At 65.3% G+C, this 17,262-nt stretch carries 17 protein-coding genes and 1 pseudogene; 12 read left to right on the top strand and 6 right to left on the bottom strand.

The features are described 5' to 3' along the window. Positions 1-35: 35 nt before the first annotated feature. Positions 36-1,199 (top strand): LacI family DNA-binding transcriptional regulator, encoded by a 1,164-nt coding sequence (locus LQ938_RS11720; RefSeq protein WP_331275719.1) that lies wholly within the window; start codon positions 36-38, stop codon positions 1,197-1,199. Between the two features lie 106 nt (positions 1,200-1,305). Next, entirely contained in the window at positions 1,306-1,899 is a 594-nt protein-coding gene (locus LQ938_RS11715; RefSeq protein WP_223722888.1) for a helix-turn-helix domain-containing protein, read from the top strand. On the opposite strand, the gene LQ938_RS11710 is transcribed toward LQ938_RS11715, so the two are convergent. Continuing rightward, entirely contained in the window at positions 1,880-2,548 is a 669-nt protein-coding gene (locus LQ938_RS11710; RefSeq protein ID WP_223722889.1) for a DUF1028 domain-containing protein, read from the bottom strand. The genes LQ938_RS11715 and LQ938_RS11710 overlap by 20 nt on opposite strands. Positions 2,549-2,712: 164 nt before the next feature. Here LQ938_RS11710 and LQ938_RS11705 point away from each other — a divergent pair, with 164 nt between their 5' ends. From LQ938_RS11705 to LQ938_RS11665, 9 genes and pseudogenes are all read left to right on the top strand, one after another. Next, positions 2,713-4,242, top strand: coding sequence for an ABC transporter substrate-binding protein (locus LQ938_RS11705; protein ID WP_223722890.1), 1,530 nt, complete (start codon positions 2,713-2,715; stop codon positions 4,240-4,242). 26 nt (positions 4,243-4,268) lie between these two features. Beyond that, entirely contained in the window at positions 4,269-5,234 is a 966-nt protein-coding gene (locus LQ938_RS11700; RefSeq protein ID WP_223722891.1) for an ABC transporter permease, read from the top strand. Positions 5,235-5,241: 7 nt separating this feature from the next. After that, positions 5,242-6,144 carry an ABC transporter permease gene (locus tag LQ938_RS11695; protein WP_223722892.1) on the top strand — a complete coding sequence of 301 codons (903 nt, stop codon included), beginning with the start codon at positions 5,242-5,244 and terminating at the stop codon, positions 6,142-6,144. Beyond that, the gene (locus LQ938_RS11690) at positions 6,141-7,757 is read left to right on the top strand and encodes a dipeptide ABC transporter ATP-binding protein (protein ID WP_223722893.1); all 1,617 of its coding nucleotides are present in this window, start codon (positions 6,141-6,143) and stop codon (positions 7,755-7,757) included. The genes LQ938_RS11695 and LQ938_RS11690 overlap by 4 nt, the downstream gene beginning before the upstream one ends. A 218-nt stretch (positions 7,758-7,975) precedes the next feature. Then, positions 7,976-8,584: a hypothetical protein gene (locus LQ938_RS11685; protein WP_223722894.1), complete on the top strand. Its 609-nt coding sequence runs from the start codon at positions 7,976-7,978 to the stop codon at positions 8,582-8,584. 173 nt (positions 8,585-8,757) lie between these two features. Continuing rightward, complete coding sequence (locus tag LQ938_RS11680) at positions 8,758-9,030, top strand: hypothetical protein (protein ID WP_223722895.1); 273 nt, start codon at positions 8,758-8,760, stop codon at positions 9,028-9,030. A 403-nt stretch (positions 9,031-9,433) separates the two neighbouring features. After that, positions 9,434-9,949: a hypothetical protein gene (locus tag LQ938_RS11675; RefSeq protein ID WP_223722896.1), complete on the top strand. Its 516-nt coding sequence runs from the start codon at positions 9,434-9,436 to the stop codon at positions 9,947-9,949. Between the two features lie 53 nt (positions 9,950-10,002). Further along, positions 10,003-10,197: pseudogene (locus LQ938_RS11670) on the top strand (ATP-binding protein); the annotation flags it as partial. Beyond that, positions 10,198-10,791, top strand: coding sequence for a hypothetical protein (locus LQ938_RS11665; protein WP_223722897.1), 594 nt, complete (start codon positions 10,198-10,200; stop codon positions 10,789-10,791). 1,013 nt (positions 10,792-11,804) lie between these two features. Here the strand turns inward: LQ938_RS11665 and LQ938_RS11660 are convergent. Further along, positions 11,805-12,326, bottom strand: coding sequence for a DUF2087 domain-containing protein (locus LQ938_RS11660; protein ID WP_223722898.1), 522 nt, complete (start codon positions 12,324-12,326; stop codon positions 11,805-11,807). A gap of 172 nt (positions 12,327-12,498) precedes the next feature. On the opposite strand from LQ938_RS11660, the gene LQ938_RS11655 reads away from it, so the two are divergent. Next, on the top strand, positions 12,499-13,086 hold the full coding sequence (locus tag LQ938_RS11655) for a hypothetical protein (RefSeq protein ID WP_223722899.1): 588 nt from the start codon (positions 12,499-12,501) through the stop codon (positions 13,084-13,086). A gap of 374 nt (positions 13,087-13,460) precedes the next feature. Here LQ938_RS11655 and LQ938_RS11650 read toward each other — a convergent pair whose 3' ends face one another. The 4 genes from LQ938_RS11650 to LQ938_RS11635 all read right to left on the bottom strand — a co-directional run bounded on the left by LQ938_RS11650 (position 13,461) and on the right by LQ938_RS11635 (position 17,139). Continuing rightward, a complete protein-coding gene (locus LQ938_RS11650) occupies positions 13,461-14,594 on the bottom strand; it encodes an ImmA/IrrE family metallo-endopeptidase (RefSeq protein ID WP_223722900.1) in 1,134 nt (377 codons plus the stop codon). Then, positions 14,587-15,270 (bottom strand): hypothetical protein, encoded by a 684-nt coding sequence (locus tag LQ938_RS11645; RefSeq protein ID WP_223722901.1) that lies wholly within the window; start codon positions 15,268-15,270, stop codon positions 14,587-14,589. Before LQ938_RS11645 ends, LQ938_RS11650 begins: the two co-directional genes overlap by 8 nt. 358 nt (positions 15,271-15,628) lie before the next feature. Then, a complete protein-coding gene (locus tag LQ938_RS11640; protein WP_223722902.1) occupies positions 15,629-16,612 on the bottom strand; it encodes a hypothetical protein in 984 nt (327 codons plus the stop codon). After that, complete coding sequence (locus LQ938_RS11635; RefSeq protein ID WP_231341327.1) at positions 16,609-17,139, bottom strand: hypothetical protein; 531 nt, start codon at positions 17,137-17,139, stop codon at positions 16,609-16,611. The genes LQ938_RS11640 and LQ938_RS11635 overlap by 4 nt, the downstream gene beginning before the upstream one ends. Between the last annotated feature and the right edge of the window lie 123 nt (positions 17,140-17,262).

Genomic DNA, 17,262 nt, shown 5'->3' with positions numbered 1-17,262 from the left:
ACAAGAGGGTCACGCGACCGATCATATGGACCGGGATGCGGGCGCATGCGCCGCGAAACAGTAACTTCCACCCGGTGAAATGCGGGGGAAACACCACGCGCCCGCAAGAGCCGGAGGATCGTCGATCCCGCCGGATAGACTCGGTGTGCAAACGGATTGCACGATCAGCCAGTGGGGGCGAGATGGACGCGCAACGAAAACGCCGACCGACGATGCAGCAGATCGCGCGCATCGCCGGGGTGAGTGTGACGACGGTGTCTCACGTTCTGTCCGGCAACCGACCCGTCAGCCCGCGCACGGCAGAGCGGGTGAACGCCGTGATCCAGCGCTACGACTACGTTCCGGTGTCGGCCGCGCGGCGGCTGAAGAACGGTCGCGGCGGACTCATCGCCCTCGTCGTTCCCGACCTCACGATCTCCTACTTCGCGCACGTCGCGAAGGGGGTCGAGCGGGCGGCCGAGGCGGCCGGGCTCGGCGTCATCATCTGCAGCGTGTCGCTGAACGCTCCGCGCCGTCACCTGGATCTCGTGCGCGAGGGCACGGTCGACGGCATCGTGCACCTCGCCTACAACCAGCAGCTCGACCGCGAGATCGTCGCGCTCTCGGCCGACTACCCGGTCGTCATCGCCGACGAGGAGCTGCCCGACACGACCACCATCCCGACGGTCACCGCCGACAACCTGCACGGCGGGCGGCTCATCGGCGAGCACCTCGCGTCTCTGGGGCACCGGAGGGCGCTCGTCATCGCCGGGCCGGAATCGCTGGTGTCGTCGTCGCAGCGGGTCGTCGGCGTGCGGGAGAAGCTGCCGAAGGCGCTCGTTCTCCGGGGAGAATTCACCGCTGACGCCGGCTACCGGCTCGTCGACGAAGCGCTCGCGAGCGGGCTGCGGTTCACGTGCATCGCCGCGGCCAACGACGACCAGGCCCTGGGAGCCCTGCGGCGCCTGCGGGAAGCGGGGATCGATGTGCCGGGCGACATGTCGATAACTGGATTCGACGATGGAGCAGTGGCGGATGCGGTGGGCCTCACCACGGTTCGCCAGCCCGCGGTCGACATGGGTGTGCGCGCCTGCGAGCTGCTGATCGAGAAGATTCAGGAGATGAGCTCCGCATCCGAGAAGCCGATGCCCGCCTCGATCGAGATGCTCCCGGTCGAGTTGATCGTGCGCCGCACGACGGGCCCGGCCCCGAAGCAGTAGCGCGCGGGGGAGGGATGCGGTGGGCTTCGCGCGCACCCGCGCCGGACCGTCGTGATGTCACGCGAATTGCCACGCATCCCCGGATGGCGTGGATATCGTTGCGGATATGGCCCGACACACCGACCCCGACGAGGCGCGCGCCGTCGAGACCCTCGGCGCGGCGGTCCGCGAGGCACGCCGTCGCCTCGGTCTGAGCGTGCAGGCGCTCTCGGAGAAGGCGGGCGTGAGCTTCGGACTCGTGAGCCAGCTCGAGCGCGGCATGGGAAATCCCTCGCTGCAGTCCATTCATCGGCTCGCTGCTGCCCTCGGCGTTCCGGCCGGGCAGCTGCTGGACGAACCCGTGGGTGAGCTCGCGGTCGTGACGGCAGCCAAACGCCATGTCATGCCGCCCGCCGCCGACATCCCGCTCTCGGCCCAGGCGACGCGAGAGCTGCTGACCCCGCGGGGTGAGTCGATGCTGCAGCTCATCCGCTCCACTCTTCCGCCGGGCTTCAGCAATGAGCCGCATCCGTTCCGTCACATCGGCACCGAGACGGTGACGGTGGAAAGCGGCGTGCTGATCGTTGCGCAGGGCGATCGGCGTGTGGAGCTGAACGCGGGCGACACCGTGACGTACGGATGCTCGGAGGCCCACTGGTGGGCGAACGGCTACGACGGTGTCACGGTCGTGGTGGGCGCCGTCACTCCGTTCGAGCGCTGATCCGCTCCGAGAGATCGAGGCCGCGAAGGGCGACCAGTCGGGTCAGCTCGGGCAGCGGGTCGAGATGATCGTCGACGCGCAGATCGACGCTCAGGTCGTCCGTGTGGTCGACGGCGGCCACGAGCACCGCGGCGCTCTGTCGTCCGCGGGCATCTCCGCCGGCGCGTTCCCCGGATGTGAGAGCCGCGACGAGTTCGCGGGCGAACAGGACTGCTCGCTCGGGATCGGCGGCGTCGATCTCCGGAATCTGCGCCAGGCGGGCGATCATCGCCGGCAGCACATCCGGCCCCGACAGGAAGTTTCCGGCCACGACGATGTCGGTGCCCACGATGTGGCCCGCCCATTCGGTGACGTCTCGGCCCGACCGCGCCGCTCCCGGTCCGGTCGCGGGAAGCGCCGCGACCTGGCGGAGCTCGGCGCGCTCATCCCACGCGGGGATGCGTTCGACGGCATCCGGTGCGCTCGTCCCGGCGGCGAGTTCGTCGAGCAGCAGACCACGGAGCGAGCGATTGGTCCACGCCTGGCTGGCCACCGCTCCGACTCCGGGGCGGATCGCGAGCACGGCGTTGCCGGCGGCGAGCGATCTACTCGCGGTGGCTGCCCCGAGAAGACCGGAGTTGCGGTCGCGGGCCAGGACGGTGAAGGTCATGCTGCTCCTCTGCGGTGCCGCCCGGCAGCTCACCGGAGTCGCGGCGGGCGTTTGTGAAGATTCTGTTTCGAGATGACCGTGGGCTTGTCTCGCCTCCCATGCTCGCACATACTGATCGAATCATCATCTAAATGATGATCTGTTCACCCCACGAGAGGCACACCATGTCCCAGCGCACCGCATTCGGAGCGGCGATTCTCGTCGTCTCCCTCGCCCTCGCCGGCTGCTCCGCGGGAGAGGGTGTCGACATCGGCGACTCGACCGGTGCCTCCGGCGACCGGACTCTCGTGGCCGCCATCGGCGGGGAGCCCGACCAGCTCGACCCGCAGAAGACCAGCTCCTACTTCTCGTTCGAGGTGCTCGAGAACGTCTTCGACACGCTCGTCGAGCCCGACGAGAACCTCGAGATGCAGCCCGCGCTCGCCGAGAGTTGGGAGGTGAGCGACGATCAGCTCACCTGGACCTTCACTCTCCGCAGCGGCGTGACCTTCCACGACGGATCCGCCTTCACCAGTGAGGACGTCGTCTACTCCTACGACCGCATCATCGACGAGCAGCTCTCCAATGCCTGGAAGTTCAGCTCCGTCACCGACGTGGCCGCGCCCGACGACAGCACGGTCGTCATCACCGTCGCACAGCCCACGCCCAACCTGCTGTCGAACCTCGGCGGGTTCAAGGGGATGGCGATCGTGGAGCAGGCCAACGTCGAGTCCGGCGACATCACCACAGCTCCCGTCGGCACCGGCCCCTTCTCCGTGTCGGAGTACACCTCCGGCGATCACATCACGTTGACGGCGAATCCCGACTACTGGGGTGGCGCGCCGGCACTCGGCGGGGTCGAGTACCGCTTCATCTCCGAGCCCGCGACGGCGATCGCGGCGCTGAAAGCGGGCGACATCGACTGGACCGATGTCGTGCCGGCACAGCAGGTCACCGACCTCGAGAGCGACGATGCGTTGAACCTCGGGGTGACGCCATCCAGCGACTACTGGTACCTGGCGCTCAACGAGGCGAAGGCGCCGTGGAACGACGTGCGAGTGCGTCAAGCGATCGCCTACGCCATCGATCGGGATGCCATCCTTCAGGCCGTCAGCTACGGCACCGCCGCGGAGAACCAGCTGGCGATCCCCGAACAGAGCGTCTGGTACACGTCCTACGACGGGTACTCGACCGACCTCGACAAGGCGAAGGCGCTCCTCGACGAAGCCGGCTTCACCGGGGGAACCCTCGACATGCTCGCCACGAGCGACTACCCCGAGACGGTAACGGCCGCGCAGATCATCGCCGCGAACCTCGAGCCCCTGGGAATCTCGGTCGAGATCCGCCAGCCCGATTTCTCGACGTGGCTCGACGAGCAGAACAGCGGCAATTTCGACATGCTCATGATGGGATGGCTCGGCAACATCGATCCCGACGACTTCTACTACTCGCAGCACCACACCGACGGAACGAGCAACGCGCAGAAGTACTCGAACCCCGAGGTGGACGAGCTGCTGGACTCCGCTCGCGTGGAGACCGATCAGGCCACCCGCAAGGATCTCTACGGGCAGGCGGCGACGATCATCGCCGACGAGGCCAGCTACATCTACCTCTACAACCCGTCCGTCATTCAGGCCTGGTCCCCGAGCGTGACCGGCTACGAGACGCGCGCGGACCGAGCGATCCGGTTCCGTGAGACCACCCTGGCCGACTGACCATCGTTGACGAGAGCAGACCACGCATGAGGATTCAGCCCGCACGCATCGCGCGGTTTCTCGGCGTTCGTCTGCTCTCGTCGGCGATCGTCCTGTTGGGGGTGCTGGTGGTCGTCTTCGCCCTCATCCAGCTCGTCCCGGGTGATCCGGTCCGGCTCGCATTGGGCACCCGCTACACGCCGGAGGCGTACGAGGCGCTGCGTGCAGCATCCGGACTCGACCGTCCGCTCTGGGAGCAGTTCTTCGGTTATCTCGGGAGCGCCGTCACCGGAGATCTGGGCGTCAGCTTCCGCAACGGCCAGCCGGTCACCACGACCCTGCTCGAACGTCTTCCCGCGACGGTGTCGCTCGCGGTGGTCGGACTCCTGATCGCCCTGGTGATCGCGATTCCCGCGGGGATCTGGTCGGCGTTGCGAGAGGGGCGCGTGAGCGACCTGGTGGTGCGGCTGACCAGTCAGTTCGGTGTCTCCATCCCGGACTTCTGGCTCGGGATGCTGCTGATCTCTCTGTTCTCGGTGACCCTCGGCTGGCTTCCGGCCAGCGGTTATGCGCCGCTCACTGAGGACCCCGCCCGATGGCTGCGACAGGTGACGCTCCCGGGGCTGACGGTCGGACTGGTGGCCGGGGCGATCATGACCCGTTACATTCGCGCAGCCGTCATCGATGTCGCCTCGTCGGGATACGTGCGCACCGCGGTGTCCAAAGGGCTTTCGCCCCGCGTGGTCACGTTCCGCCACATCGTTCGCGGGGCTCTGGTTCCCGTCCTCACGATCGCGGGTATTCAGCTGGCGACGATCCTCGGTGGCGTGGTCGTGGTCGAGGTCGTCTTCGCCTGGCCGGGGCTCGGTCGCCTCGTCTACGAGGCGGTCGCCGCGCGCGACTACCCGCTCATCCAGGGCGCGGTCCTCCTGGTCGCCGTCATGTTCATCGTCGTGAACCTCATTGTCGATGCGCTCTACGCGGTCGCCGACCCGAGGATCCGGGTTTCGTGAGGTAGCTATGACCGTCGACCCGATCGCCCTCCCCACCGTGGAGCGCCCGCGTTCCCGGATGTCCACCGGGCGCTTGTTCCTGTCCAACCCGATCTCCGTCGTCAGCGGCTCGGTGCTGGCACTCATCGTCGTCGCTTCCGTTCTCGCGCCGTGGATCGCGCCCTACGGGATCAACGAGATCGACGTCGCGGGCGCTCTCGCACCGCCCAGCGGCGCGCACTGGTTCGGTACCGACGAACTCGGGCGAGATGTCTTCTCTCGCGTGCTCGCCGCCGGCTCGACGTCGCTGTCCATCGCGGCGGTCGCGGTGCTCTTCGCGCTCGTCGTGGGGGTGGGGTTGGGGGCTGTTGCCGGCTACCGCGGCGGATGGACGGATGCCGCCATCATGCGCGTCGTCGATGTCATGTTCGCGTTCCCGGTGCTTCTGCTGGCGCTCGCGATCGTCGCGATCTTCCGACCCGGTCAGCTGACGACCATGATCGCGATCGGAGTGGTCTACACGCCGATCTTCGCCCGCGTCTCGCGCGCCAGCGCCCTCTCGGTGCGCACGTCGCCCTTCGTCCAGGTCTCGCAGACGATGGGGACCCCCGCTGCGTGGATCCTCTACCGTCACGTGCTGCCGAACATCGCGGGCCCGATCGTGGTGCAGACGTCGCTGTCGCTCGCTTTCGCGATCCTGTCCGAGGCGGCGTTGTCCTTCCTCGGCCTCGGTATCCAGCCGCCGTCGCCGTCGTGGGGTGGCATGCTCTTCACCGCGCAGGGGTTTCTGACGCAGGCATGGTGGATGAGCGTCTTCCCCGGGGCGGCGATCTTCGTCACCGCTCTCGCGTTCAATCTCGTGGGCGACGGGTTGCGGGACGTGCTCGATCCGCGTCAGCGGACCCTCATCGAAGCGAAGAGGACCAGATGACTCTCCTCAGCATCCGGGACCTGAAGGTTGCCGTCGGGCCGCGCGAGATCGTGCACGGCGTGGATTTCGCCGTCGAGCGCGAACAGACGCTGGGTATTGTCGGCGAGTCCGGTTCGGGTAAGACGATGACGGTGCTGGCCGCGACGGGCCTTCTCGACGTTCCGGGTGCGCGTGCCACCGGCAGCAGCCTTCTCGGCCCCGGCGTCGACGACCCGGGGACGGCGCCGCTGGATCTGGTGAGTGCGTCGGCGACACAGTTGCGCCGGGTGCACGGCGGCCGGGTCGGCTTCGTCTTCCAGGACCCGTCCACGTCGCTGAACCCGTACCTGACGATCGGGCGCCAGATCTCCGAGTCGCTCGAGACTCATCGTCGCCTCGGTCGGCATGCGGCGCGGATGCGCGCGGTCGAATTGCTCGAGGCGGTCGGTCTCCCGAACCCGGACGAGCGGGTGGACTCGTACCCGCACCAGCTCTCGGGCGGGCAGCGCCAGCGCGCGATGATCGCGATCGCGCTCTCCTGCGACCCCGATCTGCTGGTCGCGGACGAACCGACGACGGCTCTCGATGTGACGACGCAGGCGCAGATCCTCTCCCTGGTCCGAGATCTCCAGCGGGACCGCGGCACGGCGGTCGTGTGGATCAGCCACGACCTCGGCGTCATCGGCCAAGTCGCCGACGACGTGCTGGTCCTGCGCGACGGGCGGGCGGTCGAGCAACGCTCGATCGGTGCTCTCTATGCCGCGCCGGATCACGCGTACACCCGCGAGCTTCTCGAAGCGCGGCCTCGGATCATCGCGGGTGCCGGTCCGGAACCCCGGCATGACGCTCCGCCGTTGCTGGAAGTGGATGCGCTCGACGTGCGCTTCACGACGAGCACGCCCACGGGGCGCCGCACGGTCCGTGCGGTCGACGATGTGTCGTTCACCGTCCGCCGGGGGACGACGTTGGCGTTGGTGGGTGAATCGGGTTCGGGGAAATCCACGATCGCCAACGCGTTGACGGGGCTTGTGCCGCCGCACAGTGGGTCTGCGACACTCGGCGGGTCCGACCTGCTGCGCGCGCGCAGACGCGACCGCCGCCGGATCGCGATGGTCTTTCAGGACCCGTTCGCGTCACTCGACCCGCGTCGGAGCGTCGGTGACGCCATCGCCGAACCTCTGCGCGTGCATCGCCTCGGCGGAGCGAGTGCCGCGTCGCGCGGGCGTCGCGTCGGCGAACTGCTGGAGTTGGTCGATCTGCCGGCCGACTTCGTCGGCCGATTCCCGCATGAACTCTCCGGGGGCCAACGCCAGCGGGTATCGATCGCTCGGGCATTGGCTCTCGAGCCGGAACTCATCATTCTCGACGAGGCCACGGCGTCCCTCGACGTCTCGGTGCAAGCGCGGGTGCTGCGTTTGCTGCGGCGTCTGCAGGACGAGCAGCAGCTCACGTACCTGTTCATCGCGCATGACCTGGCGATCGTGCAGCAGATGAGCCACGACGTCGTCGTGCTGCGAGGGGGTCGGATCGTGGAGGCGGCGCCGGCCGCCGACGTCTTCCGCGCGCCCCGCGATCCGTACACCGTGCAGTTGTTGGATGCCGTGCCGCCAGAGACGCCGCGCGCCGCGCGCTGATCCGCATCCCCGCCCGCAGAGCACCATCGCGTGGTCGTTCGCCGAGGGGCACCGCTCGCCGCCATATGCTGCCGGTGGATGTGACTCGACCGACCGGGGAGATATGTGGGTGCTGACTGTTGATGCCAAGGGGGCGCTAGCGCCGCTCGAATTCTGACCGGGCGGCATGATCGACACGGGAGACGCGTCCGGACAGCCGGGTCAGGCTGTCGCTACTGATGGCGGTGCTTGCGGCCGGGGGAGAGATCTGCGAACTTCGGAACGCGCACGATCCGGCGCAAGTCGGTAGCCAGCAAGAACGAACGATTGGCGGAGGAATGAGGCGCGGCGTGATGCGAAGCAGGCTCGGCGCCTCAGGGCGAACCCTGGCACTCGGAATGTCGTTGGTCATCTTGAGTGCGGTGCTGACCTCCTGCTCGTTCTTTCGGGTTCCGGATCTGGATCCTCGTCCGCTGAGCATCACTCCGTCCTGCGATGCGGCGTTCGCGGAGGCATCGCTCAGCTACGCCGCGCATTTAGAGGAGCATCCTCTCTACACGGAACTGAAGGACCCGCTTTACGCAGACGGTGAGTTATCAGACCGGGAGCGGGTACTCGTGGAGGACGCGAAGGCGGAGTACGACCGCATCGTCGATCCGATCTATGACGCCTGTTCTGGTGTTGAAGATCTTTACGCGGGAGCGTTCAACCATCGATCTGAAGAGCTTTGGTGGGCTGCAATGCTCGTGGATGATGTCACGCACGAGATAGACAAAGCGGGTTTCATCGAGTCGCAGTGCGAGGGACGCGAGACAAGGCCGGCGTGTGAGGACTACGTTCCATCCTGACTCGCCCCGAACGCCGGCCAGGCGTCGCTTGGTGAGGTCGCGTTCCCGCGCCGAACTCTTGGTGAGAAACTTGCCTACGTACCGGCGGGCGAACTCAGGCACGGGAGAGCGGACTCTCGTGCGGCGCGGGGACGGGTTGCGGTGCAGGCTCGGGATAGGGACGGGTGACGGGAATGAATCACATTGACGAGAGCACCATCATCCCCAACCTTGTCGTGGGCTCAATCGCCGTCGTGTTGGGCATTCTTGTGATGGTGTTCCGGCGGCGTCTCCATGCGGCGACAGCGGCAATTGAGCATGCGATCGTCGGACGACGGGGAGCGGAGCGTCTTCTTCGACTGCAGAAGCCGTACTGGGTGGGTTTAGCTGGGTTCGGAAGTGTGATGATTGGTGCGCTGATGCTTTTCTATGGCGTCGTCGGCCTCAGCCAACTTTCGGGGGGATGAGCGTGTTCTGGCTTCTCGCTTCTGTTGCCTCCGCCACCGCCCTTGTTTCTAGTGTCGCGTTGATCATCTTCCGAGGGGGAATTCAGGCGTTTTTCGAACGCCGATTAACGAGATCCGGCGGCACTGTCTACTTGAGAGACGGCGCGGGTGAGGCAGCTCGCCGGGTAACGATACTCACGTCGGCTGCGCTTCTCGTCATCGGAATAGGTCTGGGAGTCGCGGCAATCGTGGTTCCGCGTCTTTAAGAATGAAGCCTGGCCCGGTTTTCGCGCACATGATCCGCGGCGACGATCGTCTCGGGAGGAAATCGGTGGGATGCCCGAGCTGAACTCGACGGAGTCGGCGGGCTCACGTGCTGGTTGCAGCGCGTGGCTTTCTTACGAATGGAACTGGTGAGACTGATATGGGTGCCAACGATCTGATCGCGACCACGTATGTGCTCATCGGGACCGTCCTTCTGACCGCAGCAATCCTGCTATTCACCTTCGCCGCCCGCATCGCAGTCGTGATCGGAACACTTTTAGATGGAGCACCCGGAATCCCCTTCAGACGGGGAGCAGCGCGAAACTCGAGCTCGAGGCAAATTCGTGCTGCTGGCGTCGTCGCTGTGCTCATGGCGGGCGTGTTTTTCTTCCAAGCGGCTGTGAGGTCCGCCAACGCCGCGCCCACCGATCCAAACGCCGCGACTCAACCGGTCATCGCCATTGCTATTGGGTCTGCTGTGCTAGCGACGAGCCAACTCACGCTAGGCCTCCTGAGCGTTCTCAAAGGGAACGAATGGGCGGCAGCAATCGAACGCCGGGCTGATCAGGAAGGTCGGGATAAAGCCGCCGTGAGCTCAAAAGGCCTTATCGTTTTCGGCTGCGGGTGTTTCCTTCTTCTCGTCCCCAGCGTTGCCATTTTCTTCGCCAGTATATGACGGGAACGGGAAATGCTACGTATTCTTCGCGCGGTGTGCAAAGGATGATGGCAGTTTCATCTCGCTATGAACACGCCTCGCTGATACTCACCAGCAACCTGCCATTCTCCAGGTGGGGTGGGGTCTTCGGCGACCAAGCCGTCGCCGCCGCGATGATCGAACGTATCGTTCTCCACGCAGACGCATATATGGTGGGAGCGGACATTCTTATGTCGATATCAAATCGACCACGTATTCGAGGTAACTGAATGTCTAAAGACAAATTTATGATTGTCGTCCCAGCCACGAGGGCACTGCCTTGGGCGATGGGAGGATGTCTGATCCTGATGTGGGTGACTGCGGGAGGTGCACTTCTATTCGGACCAGAAGGGATGGGAAATTTTATCTTCTGGGGCGCAACGATAGTGTTATCCCCCATCGCGATTCTGGTGGGAGCTAATCTGCGCTTCGCGGGACTCAAGAGTGCTGCAAATCAGATCGCGCGTTCCGAGTCGCAAGAGGATCCACTGTGGTTGTTCAGCAAGGCTGCGATTTTGCCTTCGTTTCGAGACTCGGCGCCCGTGGAGATCGGGAGGGGAGCTATTGTGAAGCGGCAGCAAAGCATCGAGGTTTGGGAAATTCGCCGGGGTAAATCGACGAAAGCCGAGTCTTGGGATCTGGTAAGCATCAAGAATGCTTGGAGCGCTAGCCTCGCGCCGTCTGCGGTACTCGCGCCTCTACTGCGCCTCGAACTCGGTGATGGCGCACGATTCGAGGCAGAGCTTGTTCGCGCGGGGTGGCAGAGCGCTATTGGTACTTCGAAGTCGTTCGTTGAAGATGCGGCTCGTGCACTTAAACAGTAAGTCGAGTGCTAAGACCAGGTTTCTTTCGTCGTGATTCGCCCGATCGGATCTGAACTCAGTGACTGGCCCCATGCCCGCAACCGGGGCGAGGCCTGGCCCCATTTCGAGAAGGTGGGCGAAGGCTGGTTGTGGAGGGCGCGGGTGGGATGGCGGACCCAGCGTGCGCGCGGTGTTACCGGACGGGCCCGTCATTCAATTCCGAGCAGAGGGAGGTCATTTGCTCCTCGGATAGGAGCGTGGGCCACCAGAACTTCGTCGGGTCCATTGCCAAGAGCGGCAGCCGGGCCGTTCGGCCATCCGCCGTCTGAACGTGGGCGTAGATACATCGCGTGCGCACCAGGACGGTGGAGAACTCTCCGATCTCATAGCGGATTGTCCCTTCCGTCGACAAGGCAAGGCGCGGTCGCCTTGCCTCGGTCCAGATCGCTAGACGGTCGGGACGCAGTACGGCCTTCATGTTCCGAGGTGCGTGAAACGCAGGGGTCACTTCTCCTGCGCTTCGGAAGAGGTGTGCGAACTCGACCCTGATCTCAATCGGTACAACCGCTGCGCCGGGAAACTTCTCGCTGAGATCATGCAGGCCGCTGCGCCGGCGCCTCCCAAACCACCAGAGCGTCCCCACGATCGATAAAGCGCCCAGGAGAAGACCGGCAAGAATTGCGTCACCCGCATTGAGGGCGTTGGCCCCAACGACCGCGATGATCAGGCGCGCTGCGACGAAGCAACCGAAAGCGGCTACGCCCCATCGTAGAAATGAAGCACGGAGTCTCAACAGTCCTCCCGAAGGGCGGCAAGCCGGCGATTTACGTTGCACGTCCGGCAGTCGGCAATCCCGCATTCGCCGCGTCTGGGATATGACGGATCGTACCGTTAGCTCCTCGCGTGGTTCGCAGAGAGGTGGTGATCGGGGCTAGGTTCGATGCCTAGCAGGGGCGGGTGGCGGTAACACTCGGCGCGATGTAATGGGCAAGCGAGGGCGAAGACGACCCGATCGAATCGGGTGACCGACACGCCTAGGGCGGCTCGGATGCCGAGGGTCGGGCGTACTCCGAGCCGGACCGCGTTCGTTCGAGTTCGCCGTAGTCGACGAGATACCGGCGCAAAACCGCGACGTCGTCGGTGAACCGCGATAGTCGTTCGTTCACCTCGTGTTCTGTGAGGACCTCGTCCCGGCCGAAGACTTCTTCGGCGATGTGTGCGAGCAGGTGCCCTCGCCCGGTCAGGTTCGACGGGTAGGAATCGATACGCCCGTCGTCCGTTAGAAATCGTTGGATGCCTTTCGGGCGTGGCGTCGGAGCCGACGCGCTGAGCAGCTCGCGATAGATCTCCGTGTTCAGCGAGAGCGAACCGTCGCTGGAAACGTGCACCATGCGCGCCGTCTGCAACAGCGTCACCACGTGTCGCGCGCGAGACGGCGACAGAGCCGCAAGCGAGTCCGTGGCGCTTCCCGACGAGGCCAGCTCGGCGAACACGCGTCGAGCATGGTCGTTTGAGAGGGCGGCGATGATGGGTCGCCACGCAGCGGATTTCGACACCCCGGCTCCTTCGTTGCGAACGAACCTTCAGCGTATGTCGCGGATGCGGCGCAGAAACGCGGAGATCGACAGATCGCGGCATCAGGGACATCTCTGCGCGTCGACGCCGAGTCGAGCATCACGATGCCGCACGCTGCGGTTCGACGCATTGCGTGGCACTAGGGTGCTGGCTATGCAGCGTCGATCTCTCGTGGTTTCCGGGTCCGTTCTGATCGCCACTCTTGCGCTGGCCGGTTGTGCCTCTGGCGCGAACGCAGCCGGGGACGGAACTAACAACGCGGCGCCGGCTCCCGCCGAATCATCGCAGCCCGCCGCACCGACGACCGAGGATGGGGCGGCGTTGACTCAAGCGCAGGCGTGGCTCGACGCGGCCAACCTCCCGGAAGGCGCCGTTCGCACAGACACCCCATCCGCCAGCTTCAGCTCGTACACCGGGTGGCCGTGCGGTCCCTACGAGGAGTTGAAAGGCTACTGGGTGGTCCCTGCCACAAACGTGGCCAATGTCGCCAACTGGCTGATCGAGAATCCCACCGCTGACCTGATCACCACGTCCTTCAGCCCGGTGACGGAATCGGGGTCGATCGATTCGGCGATCGTGGGCTACATTCCCGCTGTCGGCTCGCAAGAAGGGATCGTCTACACGGTCGCGAAGAAGGGAGACGATGTCGCGGTCCGGGCTGAGGTCGCGGCGCAAACGAGTGCGGCGACCTGCCCGCCTCTGCCTGGCGGTGGAATGTACGGAGCACCCGGCCAAGGTTAGGGACCCCGGCCTCCAAACGCGGGAACTGCCTCCGGAACGTCAATGACCCCGAATGCACCGCGATCGCGCTCGGGAAGAGAGACCACGGCATGCAGATTCTGGTGGCCCCGTGGTGCTCGAACCCACGCAAGGCACTTTCGGAGTGACCCCGCGCTAAGAAAATCCGCGTGATTACGCGGTTTCTGACCGGGTTCACTCTGGTTCAATCCGGTTGGTTCCGGTTCACATGTTGCCAGATTGTTGTCACGGCGACCGTCCAGGGATCCTCAAGAAGCCGCCCTCGTTCTCTCAAAGCCGCGCGGACGCCGGCGCTGAACTCTTCGCTCTCCCTAGTTCAGATGCCACGTGTGCGCGGCGGATGTCCAACTGCGACGCTAGGCCGACTGGCTCAGGCCCCCGTCGAGGACTCGGAGCACAGGTCTCCTGTCCGGTTCGCCGAGAAGGTCTCGAACTTGGGCGACGGGCAGTCTGAGCAGCTCGGCGATTGCAGGCGCGTTCGTGCCGTGTTCGGTCGCCAGCTCCGCAGCTTTCTGGAGCAACGTCGGCACTTCGCCTGGGTACGCACTGGTCGGGTCGGCCTCCGGGTCATAGTCCACCGCGAGACGCTGATACGCCCGCCGTGCTGAGGATTCCGTGACGCGGCCACGCTCGACCATTCGACGAACGAGCGACTTCGATGACACGCCCCAGGTACGGCCGATCCTGTCAAGCGACGCGACGTTTATGCGCTGCGGGAGCACAGCGTCCATCGCCGCAGCCGGCGTTAGGAACGCCGCGGCGAACTCGTTCGCTTCGCGTTCGATCGCTGCGCTTTGCTCCGCAGAGTCGGCATGCATGAGCAAATGTCCGATCTCGTGCGCGATTGAGAACCGATGCCGGAACACGTTCGCGGTTCGCCGCGGCGTCGTAATGATGATGGGCCGCTCGACGATGACTGCGGAAAACGCGTCGACCGACTGCACCTCGCTGAGAGGGCGAACCACCACCACGACGCCATGGGCCTCAGCGGTAGCCACCAGATGCTTGACCGGGCCGTCGGGAAGATCCCAGTGCGCGCGGAGGGCCTGCGCGGCGTCGGCCGGCGACGTCCCTGCCGCCAGTCTCGGCAGGTCCGGATCGGGCAGTTTGATGTAGCGCTCGAGGGCAAACGTGAGCTCCCAGACGAGCGTCGTGGTGGCCAGCGCCCGCTGCCGGTCACTGACCCTCGCCGACCTGAGGCTTCGGAAGTGTGCGTTCAGCGTGTCCATCCGGGCCATCGGGCGCCCCACGTTGAAGAACTCGGACTGGACCTCGAGAACGCGCGCGAGGCGATCGATCACTTCCGGGCGCGGTGCGTTCACGTCTGCTTCGTACTGACCGATTGCAGCCGCTGAGACCTGCACCGCGGTCGCGAGCTCCGACTTGCTGAGGCCGCGCCGAACGCGCGCCTGAGTCAGACGCGCAGGCTCGAACCGTCCGGATGTACGCGCACCCGGTAGATCGAACAGCGTGGGTGGAACTTCACTCATCTGAGGTCGCTCCGCGAGCCTGAAGCGCGACGACGGGCGCTTCCGGCACGCCACTGTCGAACGACTCGACGTCGACCGCGACACCCTCGCCGGCGAACTCGTGTGACCAGATGGTGTCCTTGCCGTGCAAGTGCACGAGACCTGCTCGATACTCCGCGATCGCCCAGTCGATGGAGGTCAGCTGCCGTGGCGAGGAGTGGACCATCACCAGCACAACCGGCATCACCGCGCCGGCTGCTTTCGCTAGCTTCTCGAACCGCTCGCGCTCTTCGGCGTTGCGAGGCTCGTCCCCGCCCTCGATGAAGCTGTCCCCGAACAGATCCAGTGTCGGCTGCACGAAGAAGCTGCCCGCACGCGTCTTGCTCGACGCGAACCCCTCAATGGCTTCGGCATCCTCCGGCATCCGCGTGACGAACACCAGAGCGTCGTTCACGACCGGCAGCGAGTATCCGCCGGGAGTGAGCTTGTACGAGCCAAACCCACGCTCCTTGAACGCGTCATATGAATCGCGAAGAAGATCGCGCCACTGACTGCCGAAGAGGATCCCGTAGCGCGTGTTCGCCGCGTCGTGGGCATCCGCGCTGCGCTCGTGACGATCCTGCACCAGCTCAACGATCAGCTCACGGGCAAGGGTCGCGTGGTCGCCGAGGGCCTCGGCGGGTGAACTCAGGACCATATGGCGTATCCCATCTCGACGTCAGCACGCCCGTCTCGTGCGGGCCTTGCTTCAGTATGGCACACGATTCGCGCATTAGCGCTTCATTCAGCTCCGCGTGTCGCGTGTTCGATGTCTTGCCAGACCTCGCCGTCCCAGAGCCAGCCGCGCCCGGATCCCGCGTGCATCACCCAGAGGTATGTGATCGCGGGACCCGGTTCTGGCGTTGCCGTCGGCAGGCCCTCAGTCCTTCGCCCCAGCGCGTCGCTGCTGGACAGGGGCCGCGCAATGCTGAACTCCGTGTCGTGGTTCACCCACGCGAAGAGGTGTCGCTGCTCGGCTCGCTCTGCCCACTCGCGACCATCGTCCTCCCCGTACTTCACACGAAGAAGATCGGTGTCGGGTGATTTGAGTTGATTGGAACCCCTTTCAACCCACCGAACAGTAGCTCCGCCCTGTCAACAGAGATCTCGTAGAGACGTTCCGCACCGAACACGTCCGACGTCTTGAGGTTGTCGAGGAGAGCGGCGCCCGTCGCGCCCTTGCCGCTGGGATCTTTCAGGACCTGGTGGATGCTCTCGATGATGACCCAACTCGTGAGTCGGCGAAGGGGGCCGCGCGAGGCTGCCGAGCCGATGAGCTCACCATGCGCAAGCGCGTTTCGACGCGCCCTACGAGTGCGGGCTGCCTCCGCTACCTCAGGATCGTTCCACCTCACCTCGGCCAGGCGAGGGACGCTCGTGCCGCACACTGCCTCGAGAGCTGCATGAAGCAAGATCTCCCTGTCGCTGTCCCTGACGCCGAGGCCACCAGCACGGTAGAAGAGGTTAAGAGCGCGTTCCAGCCCCTCGCACCGACGGTACCGGTACAGGAACTGCAGGGTTTCGTAGGCCTTGGTCCAGAGCCACTGCACGTGGTCAGCTACGAGTCTCGGCGGCCACTCGTAACCGGCTCGTCCAGCCAAGGACGTAGTGATCGTGAGCACTTCACCGTTTCGACGGTACGCGATGTAATCCGTCGGATCTGCCGCCGGAGGGTCCAGACGGGCCAACAAGCGGAGGGCCAGCGTGAGCGTGCGTATCTGCGCTTCGCGGTCCCGGGTGCGTCTCCTGATGGAATCTGAATCCTGTGTCGCCGCAGGATCGGAGAACACGATGAAGTGGGGAGGGGTCCGCTCGGCCCACAGTCCTTCGAGCGGATCGAGGTATCGCGAGTTCTCCAGGATCGCCCAGTCCGCGAACGGGATGCGCGTGAACATCACGTCGCTGATGTAGAAGCGGTCCGCCTCTGCAGTGATGTCGGGGGTCAAGAAGATCTCGAACTCGTCGCATCGCAGCAGGTCCAGAGCCAGCAGGTCGGTCACGCCGTGCCTTCTATCCGCAGCTCGGGAGGAAGCGTCTTCGCTTCGGCTATCCGGGCCAGCACGTCGACTGTCCACCGAAGGTCGGGGGAGTGGACCTCAGCGAGTGCGCGCCCGTGCACGAGGTCGCTGCGGTGGGCGTAGAGGGAGGCGACGTAGGACTCGAAGTCTGGCACCTCTTCCGGTTGCGCGTATGGGCGCAGTCCTCTGGTGAACTGCTCGACGGAGCCCCCGTTCGCTGGGCTCGTGCCGACGGCGCCTTCGAGCGCGATGAGGAGCAGTCCCATCATTGCGTCCTCGCCCATTCCCCCGGCCGATGCCGCTGAGACTGCACGCAACGTCGCGAGCTCCGGCGAGGCAGCGTTCACCCCTGACTTCTGCCATGCATCGATGATCTGCACCGTACGCGCGATGTCAGGCCCGCTTATGTGGGCCCAATCGGCGCGGGAAGTGAGCCATGTGCGTCCATACGGCCCGACGGCACGGCGAAGGTACTCGGGCTTGTCGTCAACTCCGGCGACGTAGGTCATGGACAAGTCGGGAACGGGGAGCAGGACGCGGGAGACGCTGAGGAGAGCGTAGTGAATCAGTCGTGCGGTCGAGCTCACCGGCTCGGTGGGCGACGGGCCCCAACGCCCTGGCTCGGTCTCCTC

Source organism: Microbacterium sp. cx-55 (genome assembly GCF_021117345.1).
In the GTDB taxonomy this organism is placed as follows: domain Bacteria; phylum Actinomycetota; class Actinomycetes; order Actinomycetales; family Microbacteriaceae; genus Microbacterium.
Note: the sequence above shows the minus strand (reverse complement) of the source record. Positions and strands in the feature narration are given on the sequence as shown.